The organism is Xanthomonas boreopolis, assembly GCF_046529185.1.
Classification (GTDB): Bacteria; Pseudomonadota; Gammaproteobacteria; order Xanthomonadales; family Xanthomonadaceae; genus Pseudomonas_S; species Pseudomonas_S boreopolis.
Window position 1 is genome coordinate 733,412 of record NZ_CP097162.1, and the last position, 21,810, is coordinate 755,221.

Annotated in this window: 24 protein-coding genes and 1 pseudogene; 15 read left to right on the forward strand and 10 right to left on the reverse strand. The window is 70.6% G+C overall.

Going from position 1 to position 21,810, the window contains the following annotated elements; all coding sequences use genetic code 11:
- Nucleotides 1–19: 19 nt before the first annotated feature.
- The 5 genes from M3M27_RS03310 to M3M27_RS03330 all read left to right on the forward strand — a co-directional run bounded on the left by M3M27_RS03310 (nucleotide 20) and on the right by M3M27_RS03330 (nucleotide 5,728).
- Nucleotides 20–424, forward strand: coding sequence for a DoxX family protein (locus tag M3M27_RS03310; RefSeq protein ID WP_434027150.1), 405 nt, complete (start codon nucleotides 20–22; stop codon nucleotides 422–424).
- 30 nt (nucleotides 425–454) lie between these two features.
- Nucleotides 455–1,276, forward strand: a complete 822-nt coding sequence (locus M3M27_RS03315) for a DODA-type extradiol aromatic ring-opening family dioxygenase (protein ID WP_434027151.1) — start codon at nucleotides 455–457, stop codon at nucleotides 1,274–1,276.
- Nucleotides 1,277–1,475: 199 nt separating this feature from the next.
- The gene (locus M3M27_RS03320; RefSeq protein WP_434027152.1) at nucleotides 1,476–3,116 is read left to right on the forward strand and encodes a Na+/H+ antiporter; all 1,641 of its coding nucleotides are present in this window, start codon (nucleotides 1,476–1,478) and stop codon (nucleotides 3,114–3,116) included.
- Nucleotides 3,117–4,025: 909 nt separating this feature from the next.
- Nucleotides 4,026–4,970 (forward strand): ABC transporter ATP-binding protein, encoded by a 945-nt coding sequence (locus M3M27_RS03325; protein ID WP_140727341.1) that lies wholly within the window; start codon nucleotides 4,026–4,028, stop codon nucleotides 4,968–4,970.
- A complete protein-coding gene (locus M3M27_RS03330; RefSeq protein ID WP_140727339.1) occupies nucleotides 4,967–5,728 on the forward strand; it encodes an ABC transporter permease in 762 nt (253 codons plus the stop codon). Before M3M27_RS03325 ends, M3M27_RS03330 begins: the two co-directional genes overlap by 4 nt.
- A 39-nt stretch (nucleotides 5,729–5,767) precedes the next feature.
- Here M3M27_RS03330 and M3M27_RS03335 read toward each other — a convergent pair whose 3' ends face one another.
- Nucleotides 5,768–6,010, reverse strand: a complete 243-nt coding sequence (locus M3M27_RS03335) for a DUF3297 family protein (protein ID WP_140727337.1) — start codon at nucleotides 6,008–6,010, stop codon at nucleotides 5,768–5,770.
- Nucleotides 6,011–6,130: 120 nt separating this feature from the next.
- Between M3M27_RS03335 and M3M27_RS03340 the strand changes: the two genes are divergently transcribed.
- Nucleotides 6,131–6,673, forward strand: a complete 543-nt coding sequence (locus M3M27_RS03340; protein ID WP_140727335.1) for a DUF6630 family protein — start codon at nucleotides 6,131–6,133, stop codon at nucleotides 6,671–6,673.
- A gap of 10 nt (nucleotides 6,674–6,683) precedes the next feature.
- Here the strand turns inward: M3M27_RS03340 and M3M27_RS03345 are convergent, their stop codons facing one another.
- The 3 genes and pseudogenes from M3M27_RS03345 to M3M27_RS03355 all read right to left on the reverse strand — a co-directional run.
- The gene (locus M3M27_RS03345; RefSeq protein WP_256661975.1) at nucleotides 6,684–7,253 is read right to left on the reverse strand and encodes a cupin domain-containing protein; all 570 of its coding nucleotides are present in this window, start codon (nucleotides 7,251–7,253) and stop codon (nucleotides 6,684–6,686) included.
- An 86-nt stretch (nucleotides 7,254–7,339) separates the two neighbouring features.
- Complete coding sequence (locus tag M3M27_RS03350; protein ID WP_140727330.1) at nucleotides 7,340–7,624, reverse strand: DUF4031 domain-containing protein; 285 nt, start codon at nucleotides 7,622–7,624, stop codon at nucleotides 7,340–7,342.
- A gap of 23 nt (nucleotides 7,625–7,647) precedes the next feature.
- A pseudogene (locus M3M27_RS03355) lies at nucleotides 7,648–8,100 on the reverse strand (hypothetical protein); the annotation flags it as partial.
- 137 nt (nucleotides 8,101–8,237) lie between these two features.
- On the opposite strand from M3M27_RS03355, the gene M3M27_RS03360 reads away from it, so the two are divergent.
- On the forward strand, nucleotides 8,238–8,624 hold the full coding sequence (locus tag M3M27_RS03360; RefSeq protein WP_140727328.1) for a BlaI/MecI/CopY family transcriptional regulator: 387 nt from the start codon (nucleotides 8,238–8,240) through the stop codon (nucleotides 8,622–8,624).
- Between the two features lies 1 nt (nucleotide 8,625).
- The gene (locus M3M27_RS03365; RefSeq protein WP_434027153.1) at nucleotides 8,626–10,407 is read left to right on the forward strand and encodes a M56 family metallopeptidase; all 1,782 of its coding nucleotides are present in this window, start codon (nucleotides 8,626–8,628) and stop codon (nucleotides 10,405–10,407) included.
- A 25-nt stretch (nucleotides 10,408–10,432) separates the two neighbouring features.
- Here M3M27_RS03365 and motB read toward each other — a convergent pair whose 3' ends face one another.
- From motB to msrB, 4 genes are all read right to left on the reverse strand, one after another.
- Entirely contained in the window at nucleotides 10,433–11,566 is a 1,134-nt protein-coding gene (motB, locus tag M3M27_RS03370) for a flagellar motor protein MotB (RefSeq protein WP_434027154.1), read from the reverse strand.
- Nucleotides 11,567–11,570: 4 nt separating this feature from the next.
- Nucleotides 11,571–12,425, reverse strand: coding sequence for a flagellar motor stator protein MotA (gene motA / locus M3M27_RS03375; protein ID WP_140727322.1), 855 nt, complete (start codon nucleotides 12,423–12,425; stop codon nucleotides 11,571–11,573).
- An 87-nt stretch (nucleotides 12,426–12,512) separates the two neighbouring features.
- On the reverse strand, nucleotides 12,513–13,013 hold the full coding sequence (locus M3M27_RS03380) for an MliC family protein (RefSeq protein ID WP_140727320.1): 501 nt from the start codon (nucleotides 13,011–13,013) through the stop codon (nucleotides 12,513–12,515).
- 77 nt (nucleotides 13,014–13,090) lie between these two features.
- On the reverse strand, nucleotides 13,091–13,555 hold the full coding sequence (gene msrB / locus M3M27_RS03385; protein WP_140727318.1) for a peptide-methionine (R)-S-oxide reductase MsrB: 465 nt from the start codon (nucleotides 13,553–13,555) through the stop codon (nucleotides 13,091–13,093).
- 108 nt (nucleotides 13,556–13,663) lie between these two features.
- Here msrB and M3M27_RS03390 point away from each other — a divergent pair, with 108 nt between their 5' ends.
- The 3 genes from M3M27_RS03390 (at nucleotide 13,664) to M3M27_RS03400 (ending at nucleotide 14,889) form a co-directional block, all read left to right on the forward strand.
- Nucleotides 13,664–14,077, forward strand: a complete 414-nt coding sequence (locus M3M27_RS03390; RefSeq protein WP_140727316.1) for a DUF3224 domain-containing protein — start codon at nucleotides 13,664–13,666, stop codon at nucleotides 14,075–14,077.
- A gap of 24 nt (nucleotides 14,078–14,101) precedes the next feature.
- On the forward strand, nucleotides 14,102–14,536 hold the full coding sequence (locus M3M27_RS03395; protein WP_218569832.1) for a hypothetical protein: 435 nt from the start codon (nucleotides 14,102–14,104) through the stop codon (nucleotides 14,534–14,536).
- A gap of 182 nt (nucleotides 14,537–14,718) precedes the next feature.
- On the forward strand, nucleotides 14,719–14,889 hold the full coding sequence (locus tag M3M27_RS03400) for a lana protein (protein ID WP_140727314.1): 171 nt from the start codon (nucleotides 14,719–14,721) through the stop codon (nucleotides 14,887–14,889).
- Nucleotides 14,890–15,214: 325 nt separating this feature from the next.
- On the opposite strand, the gene M3M27_RS03405 is transcribed toward M3M27_RS03400, so the two are convergent.
- Nucleotides 15,215–15,694 carry a winged helix-turn-helix transcriptional regulator gene (locus tag M3M27_RS03405; RefSeq protein WP_434027155.1) on the reverse strand — a complete coding sequence of 160 codons (480 nt, stop codon included), beginning with the start codon at nucleotides 15,692–15,694 and terminating at the stop codon, nucleotides 15,215–15,217.
- Nucleotides 15,695–15,840: 146 nt separating this feature from the next.
- Here M3M27_RS03405 and M3M27_RS03410 point away from each other — a divergent pair, with 146 nt between their 5' ends.
- Both M3M27_RS03410 and alr read left to right on the forward strand, forming a co-directional pair.
- On the forward strand, nucleotides 15,841–17,151 hold the full coding sequence (locus tag M3M27_RS03410; RefSeq protein ID WP_434027156.1) for a D-amino acid dehydrogenase: 1,311 nt from the start codon (nucleotides 15,841–15,843) through the stop codon (nucleotides 17,149–17,151).
- Nucleotides 17,130–18,200 carry an alanine racemase gene (gene alr / locus M3M27_RS03415; RefSeq protein ID WP_434027157.1) on the forward strand — a complete coding sequence of 357 codons (1,071 nt, stop codon included), beginning with the start codon at nucleotides 17,130–17,132 and terminating at the stop codon, nucleotides 18,198–18,200. Before M3M27_RS03410 ends, alr begins: the two co-directional genes overlap by 22 nt.
- 52 nt (nucleotides 18,201–18,252) lie before the next feature.
- Here the strand turns inward: alr and M3M27_RS03420 are convergent, their stop codons facing one another.
- Nucleotides 18,253–18,831, reverse strand: coding sequence for a DUF3016 domain-containing protein (locus M3M27_RS03420; protein ID WP_434027158.1), 579 nt, complete (start codon nucleotides 18,829–18,831; stop codon nucleotides 18,253–18,255).
- Nucleotides 18,832–19,031: 200 nt separating this feature from the next.
- Here M3M27_RS03420 and M3M27_RS03425 point away from each other — a divergent pair, with 200 nt between their 5' ends.
- Together M3M27_RS03425 and M3M27_RS03430 are read left to right on the forward strand one after the other, a co-directional pair.
- A complete protein-coding gene (locus M3M27_RS03425; protein ID WP_140727304.1) occupies nucleotides 19,032–19,496 on the forward strand; it encodes a hypothetical protein in 465 nt (154 codons plus the stop codon).
- Nucleotides 19,497–19,697: 201 nt separating this feature from the next.
- Entirely contained in the window at nucleotides 19,698–21,701 is a 2,004-nt protein-coding gene (locus tag M3M27_RS03430; RefSeq protein ID WP_434027159.1) for a hybrid sensor histidine kinase/response regulator, read from the forward strand.
- Nucleotides 21,702–21,810: the final 109 nt, after the last annotated feature.

Consider the following 21,810-nt stretch of genomic DNA (forward strand, 5'->3'; position numbering starts at 1 on the left):
TGCCTCCCCTGGAGACGCCATGAATACCCCGGTCCGTTCAACGCTGCCCGCCTACGGTGTCGCCCTGCTGCGCGTTACCCTGGGCGGCCTGTTCCTGGTCCACGGCCTGACCAAGCTGCTGGTGTTCACGCCGGCCGGTACCGCCGGCTACTTCCGGTCGCTCGGCCTCCCGGGCGGCCTAGCCTACGTATCGATGGGGCTGGAGCTGCTGCTCGGCCTCACGATGGTGCTGGGCCTCTACGCGCGCTGGTTCGGCCTGCTCGGCGTGCCCCTGCTGCTGGGCACGATCGCGACCGTGCATGGCGCCAACGGCTTCGGCTTCGCCAATCCCGGCGGCGGCTGGGAGTACCCGGCGGTGTGGGCGATCGCCCTGGTGGTGCAGTTCCTGGTCGGCGACGGCGCGTTCGCGCTCAAGTCGCGCTGAGCACGTCGGTCCTGGTCCATGGAGACATCGATGCACGCCCTGCCTTCCCTGTACATCTCGCACGGCTCGCCGATGACCGCGCTGCGGCCCGGCCTGGTCGGTGAGCGGCTGGCCGAGCTGGCGGCGGCGCTGCCGCGCCCGCGCGCGATCGTGGTCGCCTCGGCGCATTGGCTGGGCCGGCGCCCGCTGGTCGGCGGCGCCGCGCGGCTGCCGACCATCCACGACTTCGGCGGCTTCCCGCCCGCGCTGTACGAGATCGAGTACCCGGCGCCGGGCGAGCCGGCGCTGGCCCGGCAGGTCCATCGCCTGCTGGAGCGGGCCGGCCTGCATCCGCAGCTGGACATGCAGCGCGGCCTCGACCACGGCGCCTGGGTACCGCTGCGCCTGCTGTATCCGCAGGCGGACATCCCGGTGGTGCCGCTCTCCATCCAGCCCGACCTCGGGCCGGCGCACCAACTGGCGCTGGGCCGCGCGCTGGCGCCGTTGCGCGACGAGGGCGTGCTGCTGGTCGGCTCCGGCTCGATCACCCACAACCTGCGCGACTGGCGCGGCGGCCGTGCCGACGGCGGGGAAGCCCCCTACGTACGCCCCTTCATCGAATGGGTGGAGCAGCGCCTGCAGGCCGACGACGTGCCCGCCTTGCTCGACTACCGGCGCCAGGCGCCGCATGCCGAGCGCGCGCATCCGACCGACGAGCACCTGCTGCCGCTGTACTTCGCGATGGGCGCGGCCGGCGGCGACGCGCTCGGCGCGCAGCGGATCGACGCCGGCATCGACATGGGCTTCCTGGCGATGGACAGCTACCGCTTCGACGGCGACCGGCCGCAACGCCGGATCGCGGCGGGAGCTTGACGATCCGCCTGCGCGGCGCGCATCCGCGCAGCCATGCATGAATGCGCGGTGTCGCTGCCCGGCGGCATCCGCGCGCGGCGGTTTCCATCGATCCCCGCGAGCCGTTATGTTCACGGGTGGCGCCGCCGCGTGCGGCGTCGCTCCCCGCGATGGCCCGCCGCGGCGTGCCGTCACCCGTCAAAGGCATACGCGCTCCAACATGCACTCGATCGACGTCGTCCTGGCGATGCTGCTGGCGGTGGCCGCCAGCGGTTACCTCATCCGCATCCTCCCGTTCTCGCTGCCCTTGCCGCTGGTGCAGATCGCGCTGGGCGCGGTGATCGCCGGCGTGTTCGACCGCGGCCACGAGCTGGAGCCGGAACTGTTCTTCCTGCTGTTCCTGCCGCCGCTGCTGTTCCTGGACGGCTGGCGCATCCCCAAGCAGGGCCTGTTCCGCGACAAGGGCGCGATCCTGGAGCTGGCGTTCGGCCTGGTGATCTTCACCGTGGTCGGCGCCGGCCTGCTGATCCACTGGATGATCCCGGCGATGCCGCTGGCGGTGGCGTTCGCGCTGGCGGCGATCATCTCGCCGACCGACCCGGTGGCGGTGTCCTCGATCACCTCGCGGGTGCCGATCCCGAAGCGGCTGATGCATATCCTGGAAGGCGAGTCGCTGCTCAACGACGCCTCCGGCCTGGTGTGCTTCCAGTTCGCGGTGGCGGCGGTGGTCACCGGCACGTTCTCGCTCGCCAATGCCTCGCTGACCTTCCTCTGGGTGGCCCTGGCCGGGCTGGCGGCCGGCGTGGCGGTCACCTTCGGCCTGAGCAGGGTGCAGAGCTGGATCTGGCGCCACTTCGGCGAGGAGCCGGGCTCGGCGATCCTGGTGAACCTGCTCACGCCGTTCGCCGCCTACCTGCTGGCCGAATGGCTGCACGCCTCGGGCATCCTCGCCGCGGTCGCGGCGGGCATCACGATGAGCTACGTGGAACTGCGCGGCAACGCGCCCGGCATCATGCGCGTGCAGCGCTGGGCGGTGTGGGACACGGTGCAGTTCACCTTCAACGGCATCATGTTCGTGCTGCTCGGCGAACAGTTGCCGGGCATCCTGGACGGCGCCGTGCACAGCGTGCGCGAGGCGGGCCACCTCAACCCCTGGTGGCTGGCGGTGTACGTGCTGGCGATCAGCGCGACGCTGGCGGCGCTGCGCTTCATCTGGGTATGGCTGTCGTTGCGCTGGAACCTGTTCAAGGCGCAGCGCCGCGGCGAACAGCGCGCGAGCCCGCCCTGGCGGGTGATGGTGGCGGCGTCGCTGGCCGGCGTGCGCGGCGCGATCACGCTGGCGGGCGTGCTGACCCTGCCGCTGCTGATGCCGGACGGTTCGCCGTTCCCGGCGCGGCAGCTGACGATCTTCCTCGCCACCGCGGTGATCCTGGTCTCGCTGGTGGTGGCCAGCATCGCGCTGCCGCGCCTGCTGAAGGGCCTGGAGCTGCCGGAGGAGCCCAACCACGAGCAGGAGGAGGACCTGGCGCGCACGGCGTCGGCGCGCGCGGCGCTGGAGGCGGTGGAGCGGCTGCGCCGGAAGTACGCGGACGACGAGGCCTTGGCCGAGCGCTACAACGCGGCCGCCACGCAGGTCAGCGCGCTGTACCAGCGCAAGCTCGGCGCGAGCGAGGATGCGGCCGAGCGCGACCCGGTGGAGGCGCGGGCGTACGAGCAGGCGGTGCGGGAGTTGCGCGGCGCGGGGTTGAAGGCGGAGCGCAACGAGTTGTTCAAGTTGGCGCGGGAGCGGCGGATTTCCGATGAATTGTCGCGGCGGTTGGTGCGGAACCTGGATCTGATCGAGGCGCGGCAGCGTAGTTAGGGAGGGGGCGTGTTGCTGCGGCGCGGCTGCGTTGTTGTTCGGGGAATACGGCGTTCTCTCTCCCTATCACCGTCCCCGCGCAGGCAGGGGTGAAGCGACGCTGGTTGCGAGCCATTGGCTCGCGTGGCGCTGAACGCCATCGGGCTATGTCCGATGGCCGGGGGCGAAGACCCAGCGACTTTTTCGCTATCTATCCGGTCCTCGTAATCTCTCTATCGTCATTCCCGCGAAGGCGGGAGGCGCTTTCCAGCAGCCGAACGGCTGATCATCCAGGGACGTTGCTTTTGGCCTTTTGGGCCTTTGGCAATAAAGCCAAAAGCTTTCGCCTTTGGCGAGTCACTTTTCTTTGCTTGTGCACGCGCGCCGCAGGAGCGGCGCCGCACGGCGGAGCCGGCCCGAAGGGCGCGGCACAAGGATGTGCCGCGTAAAGAAAAGTAACCAAAAGAAGCGCTTCACAGCAGCCGAACGGCTGATCAAGCACCCCCCGCCTGCGCGCCCTCCGCTGCGCTGCGGGTTCGCGGAGCCGGCGGGATTTTTCGACGCGACTCGCCCGCTATGCGGCCGAGCCCGGGGCATTCGCCGCGCGGCGAATGCCCGCCCGCCGGGGCGAAGCCGTGCTTCGCCTCTTCCGGCGAGCCCATGTGCGTCGCCCCGCGGGGTTTTCCCGCCAGCTCCGCCGCTTAGGAGGGGCCGCGCCGCAGCGATATTCGTAGGCCGTGGAGGTTGGCGCGCCGCCGCGCGGGGAGGTGTTACCCATCTCGTGAAAAATCACGAGCAACGGCAACAGCAACGGCAACAGCCGCTCCCCGGCTGTCGCCAGTCGTCTGATGAAGAACCAGACGGGACTTGGTCCCGCTCGCCATTCCGCCTAGCCTATGCGGCGACTTCGTCGTTCTTCCAGGGTTTTACGTGAATCCGATCGTTTCCATCCAGGGATTGAGCAAGACCTATGCCGGGGGCTTCCAGGCGCTCAGGCAGGTCGATCTGGACATCCGGCAGGGCGAGATCTTCGCGCTGCTCGGCCCCAACGGGGCGGGCAAGACCACGTTGATCAGCATCGTCTGCGGGTTGGTCAACCCGAGCACGGGGCGGGTGCTGGCCGATGGCCACGACATCGTGCGCGACTACCGCGCGGCGCGGGCGGCGATCGGGCTGGTGCCGCAGGAGCTGTCCACCGACGCGTTCGAGACGGTGTGGGCGACCATGCGCTTCAGCCGCGGGCTGTTCGGCAAGCCGCCCAATCCCGGTTACCTGGAGCAGGTGCTGCGCGAGCTGTCGCTGTGGGACAAGCGCGACAGCAAGATCTCCACGCTGTCCGGCGGCATGAAGCGGCGCGTGCTGATCGCCAAGGCGCTGGCGCACGAGCCCAAGATCCTGTTCCTCGACGAGCCCACCGCCGGCGTGGACGTGGAACTGCGCCACGGCATGTGGCAGATGGTGCGGCGGCTGCGCGAGCAGGGCACCACCATCATCCTGACCACGCACTACATCGAGGAAGCCGAGGAGATGGCCGACCGCGTCGGCGTGATCAACCGCGGCGAACTGGTGCTGGTCGAGGACAAGCACACGCTGATGCGCAAGCTCGGCAAGAAGCAGCTGGCGCTGACGCTGCAGGCGCCGCTGGCGCGGTTGCCCGAAGAGTTGCAGGGGCTGCCGCTGGAACTGGCGGCCGGCGGCGCTACGTTGGTCTACACCTTCGACGCGCAGGCCGAGGACACCGGCATCGCGCCGCTGCTGCGGCGGCTGGAGGCACTCGGCATCGACTTCAAGGACCTGCATACCAGCGAGAGCTCGCTGGAGGAGATCTTCGTCAGCCTGGTGCACGGGGCGCGCCGGCCGGAGGTGCGCGCATGAACCTGCATGCGATCGCGGCGATCTACCGCTTCGAGATGGCGCGCGCGTTCCGCACGCTGATGCAGTCGATCGCCTCGCCGGTGCTGTCGACCTCGCTGTACTTCGTGGTGTTCGGCGCGGCGATCGGCTCGCGCATGGGCGATGTCGACGGCATCGGCTACGGCGCCTTCATCATCCCGGGCCTGGTGATGCTCTCGCTGCTCGGCGAAAGCATTTCCAACGCTTCCTTCGGCATCTACATGCCGCGCTGGGCCGGCACGATCTACGAGGTGCTGTCCGCGCCGGTGGCCTGGTGGGAGATCCTGGTCGGCTACGTCGGCGCGGCGGCGACCAAGTCGGTGATCCTGGGCGTGCTGATCCTGGCCACCGCGCGCCTGTTCGTCGACTACGAGATCGCCCATCCGTTCTGGATGGCCGGATTCCTGGTCCTGACCGCGGCGACCTTCAGCCTGTTCGGCTTCATCATCGGCATCTGGGCCGACGGCTTCGAGAAGCTGCAGGTGATCCCGCTGATGGTGGTCACGCCGCTGACCTTCCTCGGCGGCAGCTTCTACTCGATCAACATGCTGCCGCCGCTGTGGCAGAAGATCAGCCTGTTCAACCCGGTGGTGTACCTGGTCAGCGGCTTCCGCTGGAGCTTCTACGGCAAGGCCGACGTGCACATCGCGGTCAGCACGGGGATGACGCTGGCGTTCCTGCTGCTGTGCCTGGGCATCGTCTGGGCGATCTTCCGCAGCGGGTACCGGCTCAAGCCGTGATGCGCGAACCCGGGGCGCCTTCGCGCCCCGGCGCCGCGCTTACTTGGCGGCCAGGAAGTACGGCTCGACCGTGCCCTTGAGCTTGAGCGTCATCGGGTTGCCGCGGCGGTCGCGCGCCTTGCCGGCCTGGACGCGGATCCAGCCTTCGCTGACCGAGTATTCCTCCACGTCGTCGCGCTCGATGCCGTTGAAGCGGACGCCCACGCCGCGCGCCAGCACGTCGGCATCGTGGAAGGGGCTCTGCGGGTTCACCGCCAGGCGGTCGGGAGGGGTATCGCTCATTCTGGATCTGCACGAAAGGGCCGTTGGGAGGGCGCAAGTTTAAACCGTGCGCCCCGGGGCGGCTTCCCCGATGCGGGCGCGAGGAGGAAAATCGCGGAGTTTCCCCTTGCGATGCCGCCCATGCCCGACAACAGCGCCGATTACGAAGAGTTCGACGAGCTGCCGTCCGATTTCGACGAGGACGACCACCCCGCGCGGGTCTGGAACCTGCTCGTGCTGATCAACCCGGGCGACGAGGAAGGCGCGCTGCGCCAGTTCGACGCCTGGCGCGAGGCCATGGGCGGCGAGGTCGCCGACGGCGGCGACGAGGCGTGGCTGTGGGCGCTGAAGGATGCGATCGACTGGCAGTCGGGCTTCTACGTGGACTGGAAGGACGTGGAATCGTTCGTGTCCGCCATGGACGAACTGGCCGCGCGCTGGAACCTGCGCATCGACTGGGGCGGCGACCTGGACGACGAGGACTTCGTCGCCGGGGTGGACGTGCCCGCGCTGATGGCCACCGCCTACGACCGCCTGCGCGAGCACGGCTATTCGCTGTGGAACTGGAACACCGGCGAGGACGCCTACGCGGGGTGGATCGCGCTCAGCCGCGACGACGAGGCGATGCTGGCGCTGACCTCGCTGCTGGGCGTGGAAGTGCGGCCCGGCAACGACGCGTTCTGAACGCGCGCCGCTAGCGCCACGCCTGCCGCAGTCCCGCGGCCTCGCCCAGCAGCGGGTCGCGCGCGGGAAGCGGTACCTGCCCGATCCGCGCGTCCGCGGCCGGGCGTTCCTCCGGCTCGCCGCGCATCAGGTCGGGTTCGCGGCCGCCCGGATAGGCGCCGACCACCTGGAATTCGGCGCTGGCGTCGAGGCGCTTGTGGCCCACGCCGGCCGGGATGACCAGCACGTCGCCGGCCTGGACCCGCACGGCGCGGCCTTGCTCGCCGCCGAGCTGCAGCGTGGCGGAGCCGGCGTGGACGCCGAGCACTTCGTGGGTGTTGCTGTGGTAGTGGTGGAACGGATAGATCGTCCAGCGCCAGGCGCCGGTCCAGCCGTTCTCGGCGAAGCGCCGTTCCAGCCAGGCGGCGCCGGCGTCGCCGCGCGCCGCGAACGCATCGCGGTACAGCAGCAGCGGCAGGCGGCTGTTGGGGATCGCACCGTCGTCGGCGAAATGCAGGTGCTCGGGCGCCGGCGGCGTCGCCGCGGCGGGAGCGGCGGCCATGGCGGCGCCCAGCAGGGCGGTGGGGAACGAGGCGGGCATTGCGACCTCCGCAGGCATTGTCGACCGGGAGGCCGAGGATGCCCTGGCCGGCGTCGCCGCGGTGTCGTCGGCCCCCGGGGTCGCGGCTACGGGTGCTCGCCGCGCGCCTGCGCGCGCGCATTGGCGATCAGCGCCTTGAGCCGGGCGCGGTCGGTGTGGCGGGAGATCGGGATGGCGCCGAACAGGATCGCCTGTTCGCGCATTTCCGCGGTCACGTCGTAGTGCGCGCCGCTGAGCTTGTTCTGGAAGGCGCGGCGGGGAATGCCCAGCCGCGCCGCCATCGCGTGCAGTTCGTCCAGCGTGTCGGCGAGCAGGTGCGCCCAGCGCTGGCCGCGCCAGGGGTGCACCGCATCGTCGATATAGACGGCCATCGCGCAGGTCAGGACGCCGGCTTGGCGTCTTCGCCCTCGGGGTGGGCGTCCTCGGTCCCGGTGGCGGCGTCCTCGCCTTCCCCGTCGCCTTCGACGCCCTCGAACTCGGCGACCAACCCGGCCAGGTATTCCTCGGCGCTCTTGCCTTCATCGGCGGCGAGGTCGTCGATCATCTGCTGCAGCTGCTCGGAGTAGTGCAGGCTGACGGTTTTGCCTTCCTTTTCCTGCACGTTGGCCAGGTGCTTGAGCATGGCCAGCATCGGCACCGGGTTGTCCGCGCTGCCCATGGTCTGGCCGCCGATGCCGAGCAGCCATTCGCCGCCGGCCTGCTGGCCGATCGCGGCCACCACGCGGCCCTCGCCGTCCTGCAGCACGGCATGGTTGGCGACCGGCTGCTCGCGGTCGAGCCGGGCGAACGGGCGCCTGGGCTGCTTCTTCTTGCGCTGGTCGCGCTTGGCCTTGGAATTGCGGGACACGTGAACCCTGATGTCGTGGCGGGCGGCCATTCTAGGCGTTCGCGACCGGGGCCGCAGGCGGCCTGCGCGCAGCGCGCTTGACTACAGGTGTAGACAGGCATAGTGTGTCTACACCTGTAGTCAAACCGGAGGCCCGCATGCCCCGCAAGACCATCGGCGACCAGGAACTGGCGCTGCTGCAGTACGTGTCCGAGCTCGGCGACGCTTCCGCCAGCGAGGTGGCGGGAGCGTTCGGCGAGCCGCGCGGGCTGGCGCGCTCGACGGTGCTGACCATGCTCGAGCGGCTTCGCGGCAAGGGCTACCTGCGCCGGCGCCAGGTCGGCGGGGTCTACCGCTACGCCTCCGCCGCGCGCCCGGACGACGTGGTGCGCTCGGCGGTGGGGCGCTTCGTCGCGACCACGCTGCAGGGATCGGTCTCGCCGTTCGTGGCCTGGATGTCCGAACGCCGCGACATCAGCCAGGACGAACTGGCCGAGCTGGAGGCGCTGGTCGCCACGCTGCAGTCGCGGCGCAAGGAGGACTGACATGGACGCGATGGCGGGATGGGCCGGGGTGGTGCTGGGACGGCTGGCGCTGGCGGTGCTGCAATCGCTGCCGCTGGCGGCGCTGGTGTGGATGCTGTGCCGCTGGCTGCCCCGGCTCGGCGCCGCCCGGCGTTGCTGGCTGTGGTGGCTGGTGAGCCTGCAACTGCTGGCCGGGTTGGTTTGGCCGGCGCCGGTGATGCTGCACTGGTTGCCGGCGCCTGCCGCCGCCGAGCCGGCCGTGGCGATGCCTGCCCTGCCGCCGATGCCGGCGGATGCGCTCTCCCTGCCGCCGGCATCGGCGCCGGTCGCGGCGGCCGGCACCGCCTGGTCCGGCCTGGTTCCCCTGGTGCTGTTGTCGATATGGGCCGTCGGTGTGCTGTGGATGGCATGGCGCAGCCTGCGCGACTGGCGCGCGGTGCGGCGGCGCATCGCCGAAGCCTCGCCGCTCGTGCCCGGGCCGGTGCAGCAGCGCTGCCGCGAACTGGCGCGCCGGTTGCGGGTCGCGCCGCCGGCGCTGCGCCTGAGCGGAGCGATCGATTCGCCGCAGCTCGTCGGCGTGCTGGAGCCGCACCTGCTGCTGCCGGCGCGAATGCTGCCGCTGCTCCCGGACGATGCCATCGACATGGCGCTGCGCCACGAACTGGCGCACCTGCAGCGCCGCGACCTGCTGTGGGGCTGGTGGCCGGCGCTGGCGCAGCACCTGTTCTTCTTCCATCCGGTCGCGCACCTGGCCGCGCGCGAGTACGCGCTGGCGCGCGAGGCCGCGTGCGACGCCGCGGTGCTGGCCGATCCGCGCGTGGCGCCGCAGGACTACGGCCGCCTGCTGCTGCAGTTCGGCGTGGCGCCGCGCGCGGTCGCCGTGGCCGGCGCCGCATCGCCCGATTTCGTCGCCCTCAAGAGGAGGCTCGTCATGTTGCAATCGCATGTTCCCGCCTGGCGCGTCGCCGGGCCGCTGCTGGTGGCGGTGGTCGGCGCGCTGGGCGTGATGCCTTACCGCGTCGTCGCGCAACCGGAACTCGATCCCGCGCAGCGGGCCAACCAGGCCGCCTCGTCCAGGCCCGCTGCCTCGCCGGCACCGGCACCGGCGGCGGCGATCGCCGCGCCCGCGCCGGCTCCCGAACCGGCGGCGCTGCCGCGGCCTCCCGCGCCGCCCGCCGCGCCCACCGCGCCCGAGGCGCCACCCATGCCGGAGCCCCCGGCGCCGCCGAAGCCGCCGCGTCCCGATGCCGGCATGTCGTTGATCGAGCTCGACGACGGCCGCGCGCTGGCCTGGGTGCTGATCGAGGATGGCCATACGCACGCGGTCGGCCAGTCGCCGGACGTGGCGGCGGCGCGCAGGCTGCGCGAGGGGAACGCGCCGGTCTGGTGGTTCCGCCAGGGCGATGCGCGCTACGTCGTGCGCGATCCGGGCACGATCGCCCGCCTCAAGCGCGCATACGAGCCGGTGACCGCGCTCGGCCGGCAGCAGGGCGAGCTGGGCCGGCAGCAAGGCGCGCTCGGCGGCAAGCAAGGCGAGCTGGGAGCGCAGATCGCCGCGCTGGCGGCGCGCCAGGCGCAGCTGGCGACCGGCGGCGGGCGCGACGCCGCCGGGCAGGAGGCGCTGTCGAGCCGGATCGAGGCGCTGGCCGAGCGCCAGCGCACGCTGGGCGAACAGCAGCGCGAACTGGGGGATCGCCAGTCGGCGATCGGCGAGCGCCAGAAGGCGGCCGTGGAAGGCCTGCTCGACGAAGCCAACCGCCTGGCGGCCGAGACCGTCCGCAACGGCACCGCGCAGCGCCTGTAGCCGCGCGCGCGGGCCTGCCGCGGTTTCAGTGCTGCGCGGGCGTGCCGGCTTCCCGCTGGGCACGGGCCGCGACTTCGGCGGCCCGCGCCAGCGACGCGGCCGCCGCCACCTGGCCGGCGGTCGAAACGGCGGCGCGATCCGCGCCGGTGCCGCTCGCGGCGACGGGAGCGGCAGGCCGGGCGGGTGGCGTGGAGGAGCCCTGCGACGGTTCCGGCGGCGGCGCGGGTGCATCGCCGCGAAGTTCGGGAACCCGGGTGTCCGCATCGGGCTGCGCCGGCCCCAGCGCGAGCGGCTGCCCGCTGCCTGCCAGCGCGGCCTGCTCGGCGGCGTGCGTCATCACCACGATGCTGATGCGGCGGTTGATCGGATTGTGCGGATCGGCCTTGTCGAACAGCACCGACGACGACAGCCCCACCACGCGAACCACCTTGGCGTCCTCCATGCCGCCGGCGACCAGCGTGCGCCGCGCGGCATTGGCGCGGTCCGCGCTCAGTTCCCAGTTGCCGTAGCCGGTGCCGGAGCTGTAGGCGGTGGTGTCGGTGTGGCCGGTGATGCTGATGTGGTTGGGCACCTGGTTGATGAAGCGCGCCAGCTCGCGCAGGATCGCGCTGGTGTAGTCCTTCAGCCGCGCGCTGCCGATGTCGAACATCGGGCGGTTCTGCTGGTCGACGATCTGGATGCGCAGGCCCTCGGGGGTCAGGTCCAGCAGCAGCTGGTCCTTGAACGGTTCCAGCGCCTGGCTGCGGCCGATCGCTTCCTGCAACTGCCGCATCAACGCCTCGAGGCGCCGTTTCTCCTGCTGGCGCTGCTGTTCCGGCGATTGCGGGTCGACCTTGTTCAGGGCGAAGTCGCGGCCCGGCCCGCGCGGGATCTCCATCGTGCCGCCGAGCTTGATCATCGAGCTGCTGGCGCCGCCCGGGCCGTTCATGCCGGGCGAAGGGGCCGGGCTTTCGCCCGCCAGCGGCGAGGGATTCCGGAAGTATTCGGAAATCGCCGCGCGTTGCCGGGGCGTGGTGGCGCCCAGCAGCCACAGCACCAGGAAGAACGCCATCATCGCCGTGACGAAGTCGGCGTAGGCCACCTTCCACGCGCCGCCATGATGGCCACCGCGGCGCGCCTTCCTGACGCGGCGGACGACGATCGTCGGTTTCTCGGCCATCGCGCTACTTGATCGTCTTCAGGTGGGCCTCGAACTGCGAGAAGCCCGGGCGCACGTCCGACGGCAACGTCTTGCGGGCGAACTCGAGCGCGATCTTGGGGTTGTAGCCGCGCAGGCAGGCCAGCAGGGCGGTCTTGACCGATTCGTAGATGCGCGCGTCCTGTTCGGCGCGCGCTTCCACCGCCGCCGACAGCGGGCCGATGAAGCCGTAGGCGAGCAGGATGCCCAGGAACGTGCCCACCAGCGCCCCGGCCACGTGCGCGCCGACCTCGGTGATCTCCCCGCCGATCGATCCCATCGTGATCACGATGCCGAGCACCGCGGCGACGATGCCGAAGCCGGGCAGGCCGTCGGACACCTTGGCCAGCGCGTGCGCGGGCGCCAGGGCCTCGTGGTGGTGCTTCTCCAGTTCCAGTTCCAGCAGCGGTTCCAGCTCGTGCGGCTCGATGTTGCTGCCGATCATCAGGCGCAGGCAGTCGGTGATGAAGTCGACCAGGTGCGGGTCGGCCAGCACCTTGGGATAGGTCTGGAACAGCGCGCTCTCCTGGGGCCGCTCGACGTGGTCCTCCAGCGCCATGAAGCCCTCGCGGCGGGCCTTGTTGAGCAGTTCGTAGACCAGGCTCAGCACGTCCAGGTAGTCCTGGCTCTTGTACTTGGGGCCCTTGAACACCGCGGGGACGGCGGCGAGCGTGGCCTTGACCGTCCTCGCCGGGGTGCCGACCAGGAACGCGCCGAACGCGGCGCCGCCGATGATGACCAGTTCGTAGGGCTGCCACAGCGCGGCGAGCTTGCCGTGCGCACCCACGTAGCCCCCCAGCACGCTGAGGATGACGACGACGAGTCCGGCGAGGATGAGCATGGCGGCAGCGGAAAACGGGGGGATCATCCCGTTTTCGGCGCTGCGCCTGCTTTCTGAAGCCCGGCGGCGCGATCGCCGCCGTCCCGGTTACCCGGCGTTGTTCCCGCCGGCGGGCGTGCACTTCAGCTTGTTGCCGCCGGTGGACAGCGTCGCTTCGCCCTGGTGTTCCCAGAACTCGTTGCCCTGCGTGTCGGCGTAGCGCGCGCCGGAGCCGGACTGCGCCGACGGCAGCTCCAGGGTCTTGCCGTCGATCTCGACGCGCACGGTCTGGGTGCCGTTGTCGAAGGTGGTGGTCGCGGTCTTGTCGCCGCAGTTCCAGCGCGTGGCCGCCGCGGCGGTGCCGGCGGCACCCGTGGCGGTACCGCCGGCGTCGTTCTTGGCGGTGTCCGGGCTCAGCGCCTCGTCGTTGGCCGGGCTGGTGGCGCCGGCGGTGCTGTCCGGGGTCTGCGGGGCGGCCGGATCGCCCGCGGCGCCCGGCGCCGTCGCCGGTGCGGCGTTGCTGGTGTCGGCGCCGCCCGAATCGGGGCGGCCGCAGCCGCTCAACGGCAGGACGCACAAGGCCGCGATCAGTAGCAGATGCTTGTTCATGGGCATTCTCCTGTGGGGATCGCGCCCCACCGTAGCGGCGGCACGGTAGCCGGGCGTGAATGCGCCCGGCCGCTTCTTCACGCCGGCTGCGCTTCGGCACCGCCGCGCTGCAGGGGATCCGGCAGGGGGCGGCCCTGTTCGGTGAAGCCGAGCGACACCGAGTTCAGGCAGTGGCGTTCGAACGTCGGCGGCGGGCCGTCCGGGAACACGTGGCCGAGATGGCTGCCGCAGCGCGCACAGGTGATCTCGGTGCGGATCATGCCGTGGCTGGTGTCGCGGACCTCGCGGATGTGCGCGGGGTCGTACGGGGCGAAGAAGCTGGGCCAGCCGGTGCCGGAGTCGAACTTGGCACTGGAGCGGAACAGCGGCAGGCCGCACAGCCGGCAGGTGTAGACGCCGTCCAGCTTGTTGTCGAGGAACACGCCGCAGAACGGCGCCTCGGTGCCGTGGTGCAGCAGCACGCGCTTTTCCTCGTCGTTCAGGCCGGCGACCAGGCGCTGGCGTTGTGCGTCGTCGGGAGGGGTCAGGTCGAACCGGGTCATGGTGTCCTCTGGGTCGCGCCGGCATGCACCGGCGGTGTCGATCATGGATGGGGTCGGGCGGCTATCATCCAAGCATCGCATCCGAACCGGAATCCCAGGAGCCGCGCCATGAAACAGCACGCCACCGGCCGCTTCGAGGTCAAGCTGCAGCCGCAGGCCAGCCGCCAGGTCGAAGGCAACACGCTGGCGCGGATGTCGCTGGACAAGGTGTTCAGCGGGGACCTGCAAGGCGAGGGCAAGGGCGAGATGCTGGCCGCGCGCACGGCGGTGGAGGGCTCGGCGGCGTACGTGGCGGCGGAAGCGTTCACCGGCAGCGTGCATGGCCGCAGCGGCAGCTTCCTGCTGGTGCATCGCGGCTGGATGGAGCAGGGCACCCAGAGCCTGCTGGTCAGCGTGGTGCCCGACTCCGGTACGGGCGAGCTGAAGGGCATCGCCGGCACGCTCGGGATCCGCATCGAGGACGGCGTGCACTACTACGACTTCGACTACACGTTGCCGGATGCCCGAGCCGCCCCCATGTAGTCGATCCCGTCCCCGGGAAATGCCATGAAACCGCTTTTCTGCCTGATGCTGGCCGGCCTGTTCGCCGCCGGCGCGGCGCATGCGCAAGGCTTGCAGAGCACGACGCCGGCCACGCAGAGCCGTTCCACCACGCGCGTGGAGCCGGTCCGCAGCCCTGCGCCGCCCCAGCGCCAACCCGTGCCGGCGCCGCCGCCGCGGCCCCTGGTCCCGCCGATCCCGAGTTCGCCCGACCAGCGTCCGCAGCCGCCGGTGCCGGTGCATGGCGCTTCGCGTACGCAGGACGCCGGCAAGGCGGCGGGCACGGTGCCGGCACCGGCGCCACCGGCGAAGGTGTACGACCGCAACGGCCGGTTGATCCCGGGCATGCGTCCCGCCGGCGCCAACCGCGTGCTCGACACGCGCACCGGTCGCTACTACGACACGGTGCCGAGCGGCGACGGCCAGCGGATCGTGCGTTGACCGGCGACGCGGGCATACAGGCTTCTGAATCGTTCAATCCGTTGGCGTGCGCTCAGCGCGGTGAAGCCGGCGCTGACCAAAGTTTTTCGCGTGGTTAACCGGAGCGGGGACAGCCTGTACGGGCGCGGGTCGGCTGGGTTTTCCCTGTCGCCTGTGCTCCTTCCACACAGAGAAATGCAGTCATGGCTAACCAGAACCAGCAGAATCGCGGCCAGCAGGGCGGTCAGCAGGACAAACGCGATCAGCATGGCCGTCAGCAGAACCAGCAGCAGTGGGACGACGAACAGAACCAGCGGGGCGGGCAGCAACAGCAGAAGCAGCAACGCGACCAGAACCAGAAGCAGCAGCGGTGATGGGATGTGAGGTGATGAAGTAGAAGGTGGCGGCGCGCTTCGGCGCGCCGCTTGCGTTTTGGGGTTGGGATCGTGGGTTGGGTTCGCTGTCGTCCTGCAGGTGTGGGACCGGCGTCGCCTTGGCCTTCCGTCGTTATCGCCTGAAGCAAGAGCTTTCGCCCTGCGGCGGGTTACCTTTCTTTGCTCGTGCACGCGCGCCGTCTCCGCCGCTACGGAGGGCCGCGCCGCAGCGACGTTCGCAGGCCATGGGGGTTGGCGCGCCGCGTGCGAGGAGGTGTTGCCCATCCAAAGCAACATCACGAGCAACGGCAATGGCGGTTGTTGCTCAATCGGCGATGGGTAGGCTCAGCGTTTCCTTGACTTCTTCCATCACGATGTAGCTCTTCGACTCGCGCACGTGCGGCAACGTCAGCAGGGTGCTGCCCAGGAGCTTGCGGTAGGAAGCCATTTCGTTGATCCGTGCCTTGATCAGGTAGTCGAAGTCGCCGGAGACCAGGTGGCATTCCAGGACGTTGGGCAGTTTCAGCGCGGCGCGGCGGAACTCCTCGAAGATGTCGCCGGACTTGTAGGCCAGGCTGATCTCTACGAACACCAGCAGGCTGGCCTTCAGGGCGTTCGGGTCCAGGCGTGCGTGGTAGCCGGTGATCACGCCCTCGCGTTCCAGGCGGCGCACGCGCTCGGTACAGGGCGTGGTGGACAGGCCCACGCGCTCGCCCAGTTCGGTGAAGGAAATGCGCCCTTCCTGCTGCAGGATGCGCAGGATCTTGCGGTCGGTCTTGTCCAGCTCGCGGCTGCGTGCGGCCATGTTCACGGTCTCCGGTCTGTTTCCGGTGAATTTTCCTGTGCTTCATGCGAAAGGCGGAAAATAGCACTGGCTTGGCGGGAATATACTGCCCCGAATTGCCGACCCATGGGGCTTGCCGTGGGAAATGATCTGGTCAGAGGTCCGCAATGCGCATACTGGTGCTGGGAAGTGGCGTGATCGGCACGACGAGTGCCTGGTACCTGCGCCAGGCCGGGTTCGAGGTCACCGTGGTGGACCGCCAGCCCGGCCCGGCGCTGGAGACGAGCTACGCCAATGCCGGGCAGCTCTCGTTCGGCTACACCTCGCCCTGGGCGGCCCCGGGCGTGCCGCTGAAGGCGGTCAAGTGGCTGTTCGAGGAGCACGCGCCGCTGTCGATCCGGCCGACCGGCGAGCTGCGCCAGTACGTGTGGCTGGCGCACATGCTGCGCAACTGCACCTCCAAGCGCTACGCGATCAACAAGGCGCGCATGGTGCGCATGTCCGACTACAGCCGCGACTGCCTGGACGAGCTGGTCGCCGCCACCGGCATCGCCTTCGAGGGCCGCCATCGCGGCACCACCCAGCTGTTCCGCACCCAGCAGCAGCTCGATGCGGCGGCGAAGGACATCGAGGTCCTGGCCCAGTACGGCGTGCCGTACCAGGTGCTGGCGCCGTCCGAAATCGCCCGCCACGAGCCCGGCCTGGCCGATGGCGGCGCCAAGATGGCCGGCGCGCTGCACCTGCCGCACGACCAGACCGGCGACTGCCGGCTGTTCACGCAGCGGCTGGCGCAGTTGGCGGCGCAGGCCGGGGTCGAGTTCCGCTACGGGCAGACGGTCGAGCGCATCGAGCACGAGGGCGGCCGCATCACCGGCGTGCGGATCGACGGCCGCCTGGAGACCGCCGACCGCTATGTGGTCGCGGCCGGCAGCTACTCCTCCGACCTGGTGCGGCCGCTCGGCCTGGCGCTGCCGGTGTATCCGCTGAAGGGGTTCTCGCTGACGATCCCGATCGTCGATGCCGCCCGCGCGCCGACCTCGACCATCCTCGACGAGAGCTACAAGATCGCGGTGACCCGCTTCGACGACCGCATCCGCGTCGGCGGCATGGCCGAGGTGGCCGGCTTCGACCTGTCGCTGAACCCGAAGCGCCGCGCCACGCTGGAGATGGTGGTCAACGACCTGTACCCCGGCGGCGGCGACCTGGCGCGCGCCGAGTTCTGGACCGGCCTGCGCCCGGCCACGCCGGACGGCACGCCGGTGGTCGGCGCCACGCCGTATTCCAACCTGTTCCTCAACACCGGCCACGGCACGCTGGGCTGGACGATGGCCTGCGGCTCCGGCCGCTACCTGACCGACCTGATGAGCTCGCGGCGTCCGCAGATCAGCAGCGAAGGCCTGGACATCTTCCGCTACCTGCCGGCCCGCCTGGCCCGCCCGCACCACGAGGCCGCTTCGTGCGCCCAGCCCACGCTCTGATCGATCTCGGCGCGCTGCGCCACAACTATCGCCTCGCGCGCCGCCTCGGCGGCGGCAAGGCGCTGGCCGTCGTCAAGGCCGACGCCTATGGGCACGGCGCGGTGCGCTGCGCGCAGGCGCTGGAAGGCGAGGCCGACGGCTTCGCGGTGGCCTGCATCGAGGAGGCGCTGGAGCTGCGCCAGGCCGGCATCCGCGCGCCGATCCTGCTGCTGGAGGGCTTCTTCGAGGCCGACGAACTGCCGCTGATCGCCGAGCACGACCTGTGGACCGCGATCGCCTCGCCCTGGCAGGTGCGCGCGCTGGCCGCGTTCAACAGCCCGCGCCCGCTCGGCATCTGGCTGAAGATGGACAGCGGCATGCACCGGCTCGGCCTGGACCCGGAGGATTTCCGCGAGGCCTGGCTGCGCCTGCGCGGCCTGCCGCAGGTCGGCTCGATCGTGCTGATGACCCATCTGGCGCGCGCCGACGAGCTGGACTGCAGCCGCACCGACGAGCAGGCGGTGGCGTTCGCGCTGGCCTGCCGCGGCATGCAGGCGGAGACCAGCCTGCGCAACTCGCCCGGCCTGCTCGGCTGGCCGGCGTTGCGCAACGACTGGTCGCGCCCGGGACTGATGCTGTACGGCGCCAATCCTTTCGGCCAGGAAACCGAACTGACCGCCCAGCTGCGCCCGGTGATGACGCTGTCGTCGCGCATCATCGCCACGCGCGAACTGGCGGTCGGCGAGCCGGTCGGCTATGGCGCGCGCTTCGTCGCGCAGCGCCCGACCCGCGTCGGCGTGGTGGCGATGGGCTATGCCGACGGTTATCCGCAGTTCGCGCCGAACGGCACGCCGGTGCTGATCGATAGCCGGCCGGGCGAGCTGATCGGGCGGGTGTCGATGGACATGCTGACCGTGGACCTCACCGACCACCCGCAGGCCGGCGTGGGGACGCCGGTGCAGCTGTGGGGCGATGCCCCGCGGATCGGCGCGCTGGCCGCGCGCTGCAATTCCAGCGCCTACCGGTTGCTGTGCGGCCTCAAGCGCGCGCCGCGGCACTACGTCGAATGACGATCCGCCGGCGCCGCGGACGCGACGCCGGCCACGCGGGCGCCGGCGCGGCTCAGCGCTCGGCGGTATAGCGGTCGTCGCGCAGTTCGCGGCGCAGCCAGTCGTCGATCATCCGCTTCTCGTAGCGCAGCGGATCGCTGTCGTTGAACGAGGTGCTGCTCATCAGGAAGGCGGTATCCACCAGCTTCTGCTCGCCCTGGTCGATGACCCGGCCGGAAGCGTCGGTGCGGGTCCAGGTGAACGACAGGCGCGGCGGATAGATGTCCTTGATGATGCGCACGTCGTCCAGGCGCGGTCCGTGCCACGGTTCGTAGTCGCCGGCGCGCTTGATGTCGGTGATGGTGACCTGCATCTGCTGGCCCTCCGGCAGGCGCTTGGCGGCCGCCTTCTGGAAGTAGCTGGCGAGGTCGTTCACCCAGTCGCCGCGCTCGGCTTCCCAGCGGTTGCGGCTGTAGCGGATGTCGGTGAACTGGGCCGGGTCGGTCCAGCTGACCTTGACCGGGCTGTCGGCGTTGCTGGCAAGCGCCCGCGGCGCCTGCGGGTCGGTGACCGAGCGCACGCGCGCATCGGCCGCGCCGGCGGTGGCGAGCGCGGCGAGCAGCACCGCGGCGGAAACGAAGGTCTTGTTCATGGTGTCCTCCAGGCCGGGACGATGGATCCAGTCTGCTCCGGTAAACGCACCGCCGCAACGACCGGCCGACCGCCCTCCGGGCGCCGTTGCCCGGCATTAATCCCGCTTCGAGAGCGATGACGGCGGGTTCACCGGGCATCGGCGTGCGCTTCACGGCCAGCACAGCACCATCGCGGCGAAACCGCCAGAGACGTCCCGCCATGAAGGCCCCGCCCGCGTTCCTGCCTCCTTCCGACTTCAAGCTCCAATTCATCGACTGGGCCAAACAGCATGGCCACAACCCGGAAACGGGGGCGGCGGCGTTCGTGGCATTGCAGAGCGACCGAGACCTGCGCGAGCGCCATCCCGCCCGCGGCGAGGGCGTGGACCTGCGCGCGGCCCTGCGCCGCGAGCTGGAGGCGCTCGCCGGGGAGGACGACGTGGCGGTGCAGTTCCCGCCGGTCTACGCCTATCGCGCCGCGGGCGGGATCGACTATCGCTACTCCCTGATGCTGGTGCTGGCCGAGGACTGCGTGGAGTGGACCGCGCGCGTCTGGCGGGGGCTGGACTACCAGGGGATGCTGGTCGGGCGGGGGCAGGGACCCCGGACCAACTACACCCGGCTGGCCCGGGTGGCGATCGAGCGCGAACTGGACCGGCCCGAGCCCGGCTACCTGAAGGAGTGAACGGCAGGCAAACGGGGCGCGATCCGCTGCGTGCCTTGTACTGCAAGCCTGCGATGGCGTTTTCCTGGCCATTCCCCGCTTGCGCGGTCGGTCCGGCTTGACGCGCCAGGGCGCTCTTTCCACCCTATGACGACATCGGTTGTGGCTTCATGCGCGTTCCGTCGCGCAACGACCTCGCCCCATCCAGGCCCGGAATCCCGCTTGAGCACGCCTCTTCCGTCTCCTGAAGTGCCGTCCACGCATGTCCCCCGGATACTGGAGGAGGGCGTCTATCGCGACATGTTCGCGAGCATGGACGCGGGCTTCTGCGTGATCGAAGTGGTGTTCGATGGCGAGCGCCCGGTCGATTACGTCTTCCTCGACATCAACGAGGCATTCGAGCGCCTGACCGGCCTGGACTGCCCGGTCGGCCGCTCGATCCGCTCGCTGCTGCCGGACATCGAGGACGAGTGGATACGGCGCTACGGCGAAGTGGTGAACACCGGCCAGCGGCTGCGCTTCGAGCTGGAGGCGCGCTCGCTGAAGCGCTGGTTCTCCGTGGATGCGTTCCGGGTCGGGCTGCAGGAGCAGCGGCGGGTCGGCGTGCTGTTCCTCGACATCACCGAGCGCAAGCGCATCGAGCGCGAGCTGGCCGAGAGCGAGGCGCGCTTCAGCGCGCTCGCCGACGGGCTGCCGATGCCGGTATGGGTGCTCGATGCGCATGGCGTGATGCGCTTCGTCAACAGCGCCTACGGCGATTTCTTCGGGATGGACATGGCCAGCGGCACCGTGCCGGCCTGGAGCGAGCTGCTGCATCCGGAGGACCTGCCGGTATTCCAGTTCGAGCTCGCCGCGGCGCTGGAGCAGCAGCACGGCATGCGCGCGCTGGTGCGCGCGCGCCGCCACGACGGGCGCTGGCGCTGGATCGAGATGAGCGCGATGCCGCGCTATTCCGCCGACGGCCGTTTCATCGGCCTGGCCGGCAGCAGCCCGGACGTGACCGAGCGCCGCGAGATCGAGCTGGCGCGCGAGCAATTGCTGGAATCGGAGCGCATCGCCCGCAACGAGGCCGAGAGCATGGCGCGGCTGAAGGACGAGTTCCTCGCCACGCTCTCGCACGAGTTGCGCACGCCGCTGACCACGATCCTCGGCTGGAGCGAACTGCTGCTGCAGCGCCTGGACGAATCCGATCCCAGCCACAAGGGCCTGTCGGTGATCGCCAGCAGCGCCAAGGCGCAGAAGCGGCTGATCTCGGACATGCTCGACCTGAGCAGCATGCTGCTCGGCAAGGTGCAGCTGGAGGTGGAGACGCTGGACCTGGCCGAGCAGTTGCGCGAGGCGATCGGCTCGCAGGAGCCGGTCGCCGAAGGCAAGGACCACGCCATCGGCCTGCGCGTGCCGGACGGGCCCTGCCTGGTGCTGGGCGATGCCACGCGCCTGCAGCAGGTGTTCTGGAACCTGCTTTCCAACGCGATCAAGTTCACCCCCGCGCACGGCAGCATCGAGGTTGCGGTCGCACGCGAGAGCGGCCACTTCGTGGTCAGCGTGCGCGACAGCGGCGACGGCATCGCGCCGGAATTCCTGCCGCACCTGTTCGGCCGCTTCCGCCAGGCCGACGGCACCACCACGCGCCGGCACGGCGGCCTCGGCCTGGGATTGGCGATCGTGCAGCAATTGGTGGAAATGCACGGCGGGCAGGTGAGCGCGGCCAGCGACGGGCCGGGCAAGGGCGCCACGTTCACGGTGCGCCTGCCCGAGTACACGCCCGACTGGCGCAAGCGCCCGCGCCGCGAACCCCGCCGCAACGTCGCCTCCGAGCAGGTCGTCGAGGCCAAGGCCTTGAATGGGCTGCGCCTGCTGGCGGTGGAGGACCAGCCGGACATGCGCGAGTACCTGCGCCGCCTGCTGGAGGAGCAGGGCGCCGAGGTCGCGGTGGCGGGCAACGCGACCGAGGCGCTGGAACTTCTGGACGACGGGGCGCACGCGCGCTTCGACGTGATGCTGACCGACATCGGCATGCCGGGCATGGACGGCTACGGGTTGATCCGCACCATCCGCGAGAACATGGGGCTGGACGCGACCGCGCTGCCGGCGGTGGCGGTGACGGCGCTGGCGCGCAGCGACGACCGCGACCGCGCGCTGGCTTCGGGGTTCCAGGGGCATCTGGCCAAGCCGTACAGCGTGGCGCAACTGGTGGCCGCGGTGCGCGATGCGCGCCAGCGCTAGCGCGTAGCGGGCCTGAGACGGCGCCGGTCCACGCCGGATCGCCGCGGGGCGGCGGCATCTCTTGCATGCGTGAATGCCGCCGCGGCCCGGACCCGCGGCTTGCTGCCGG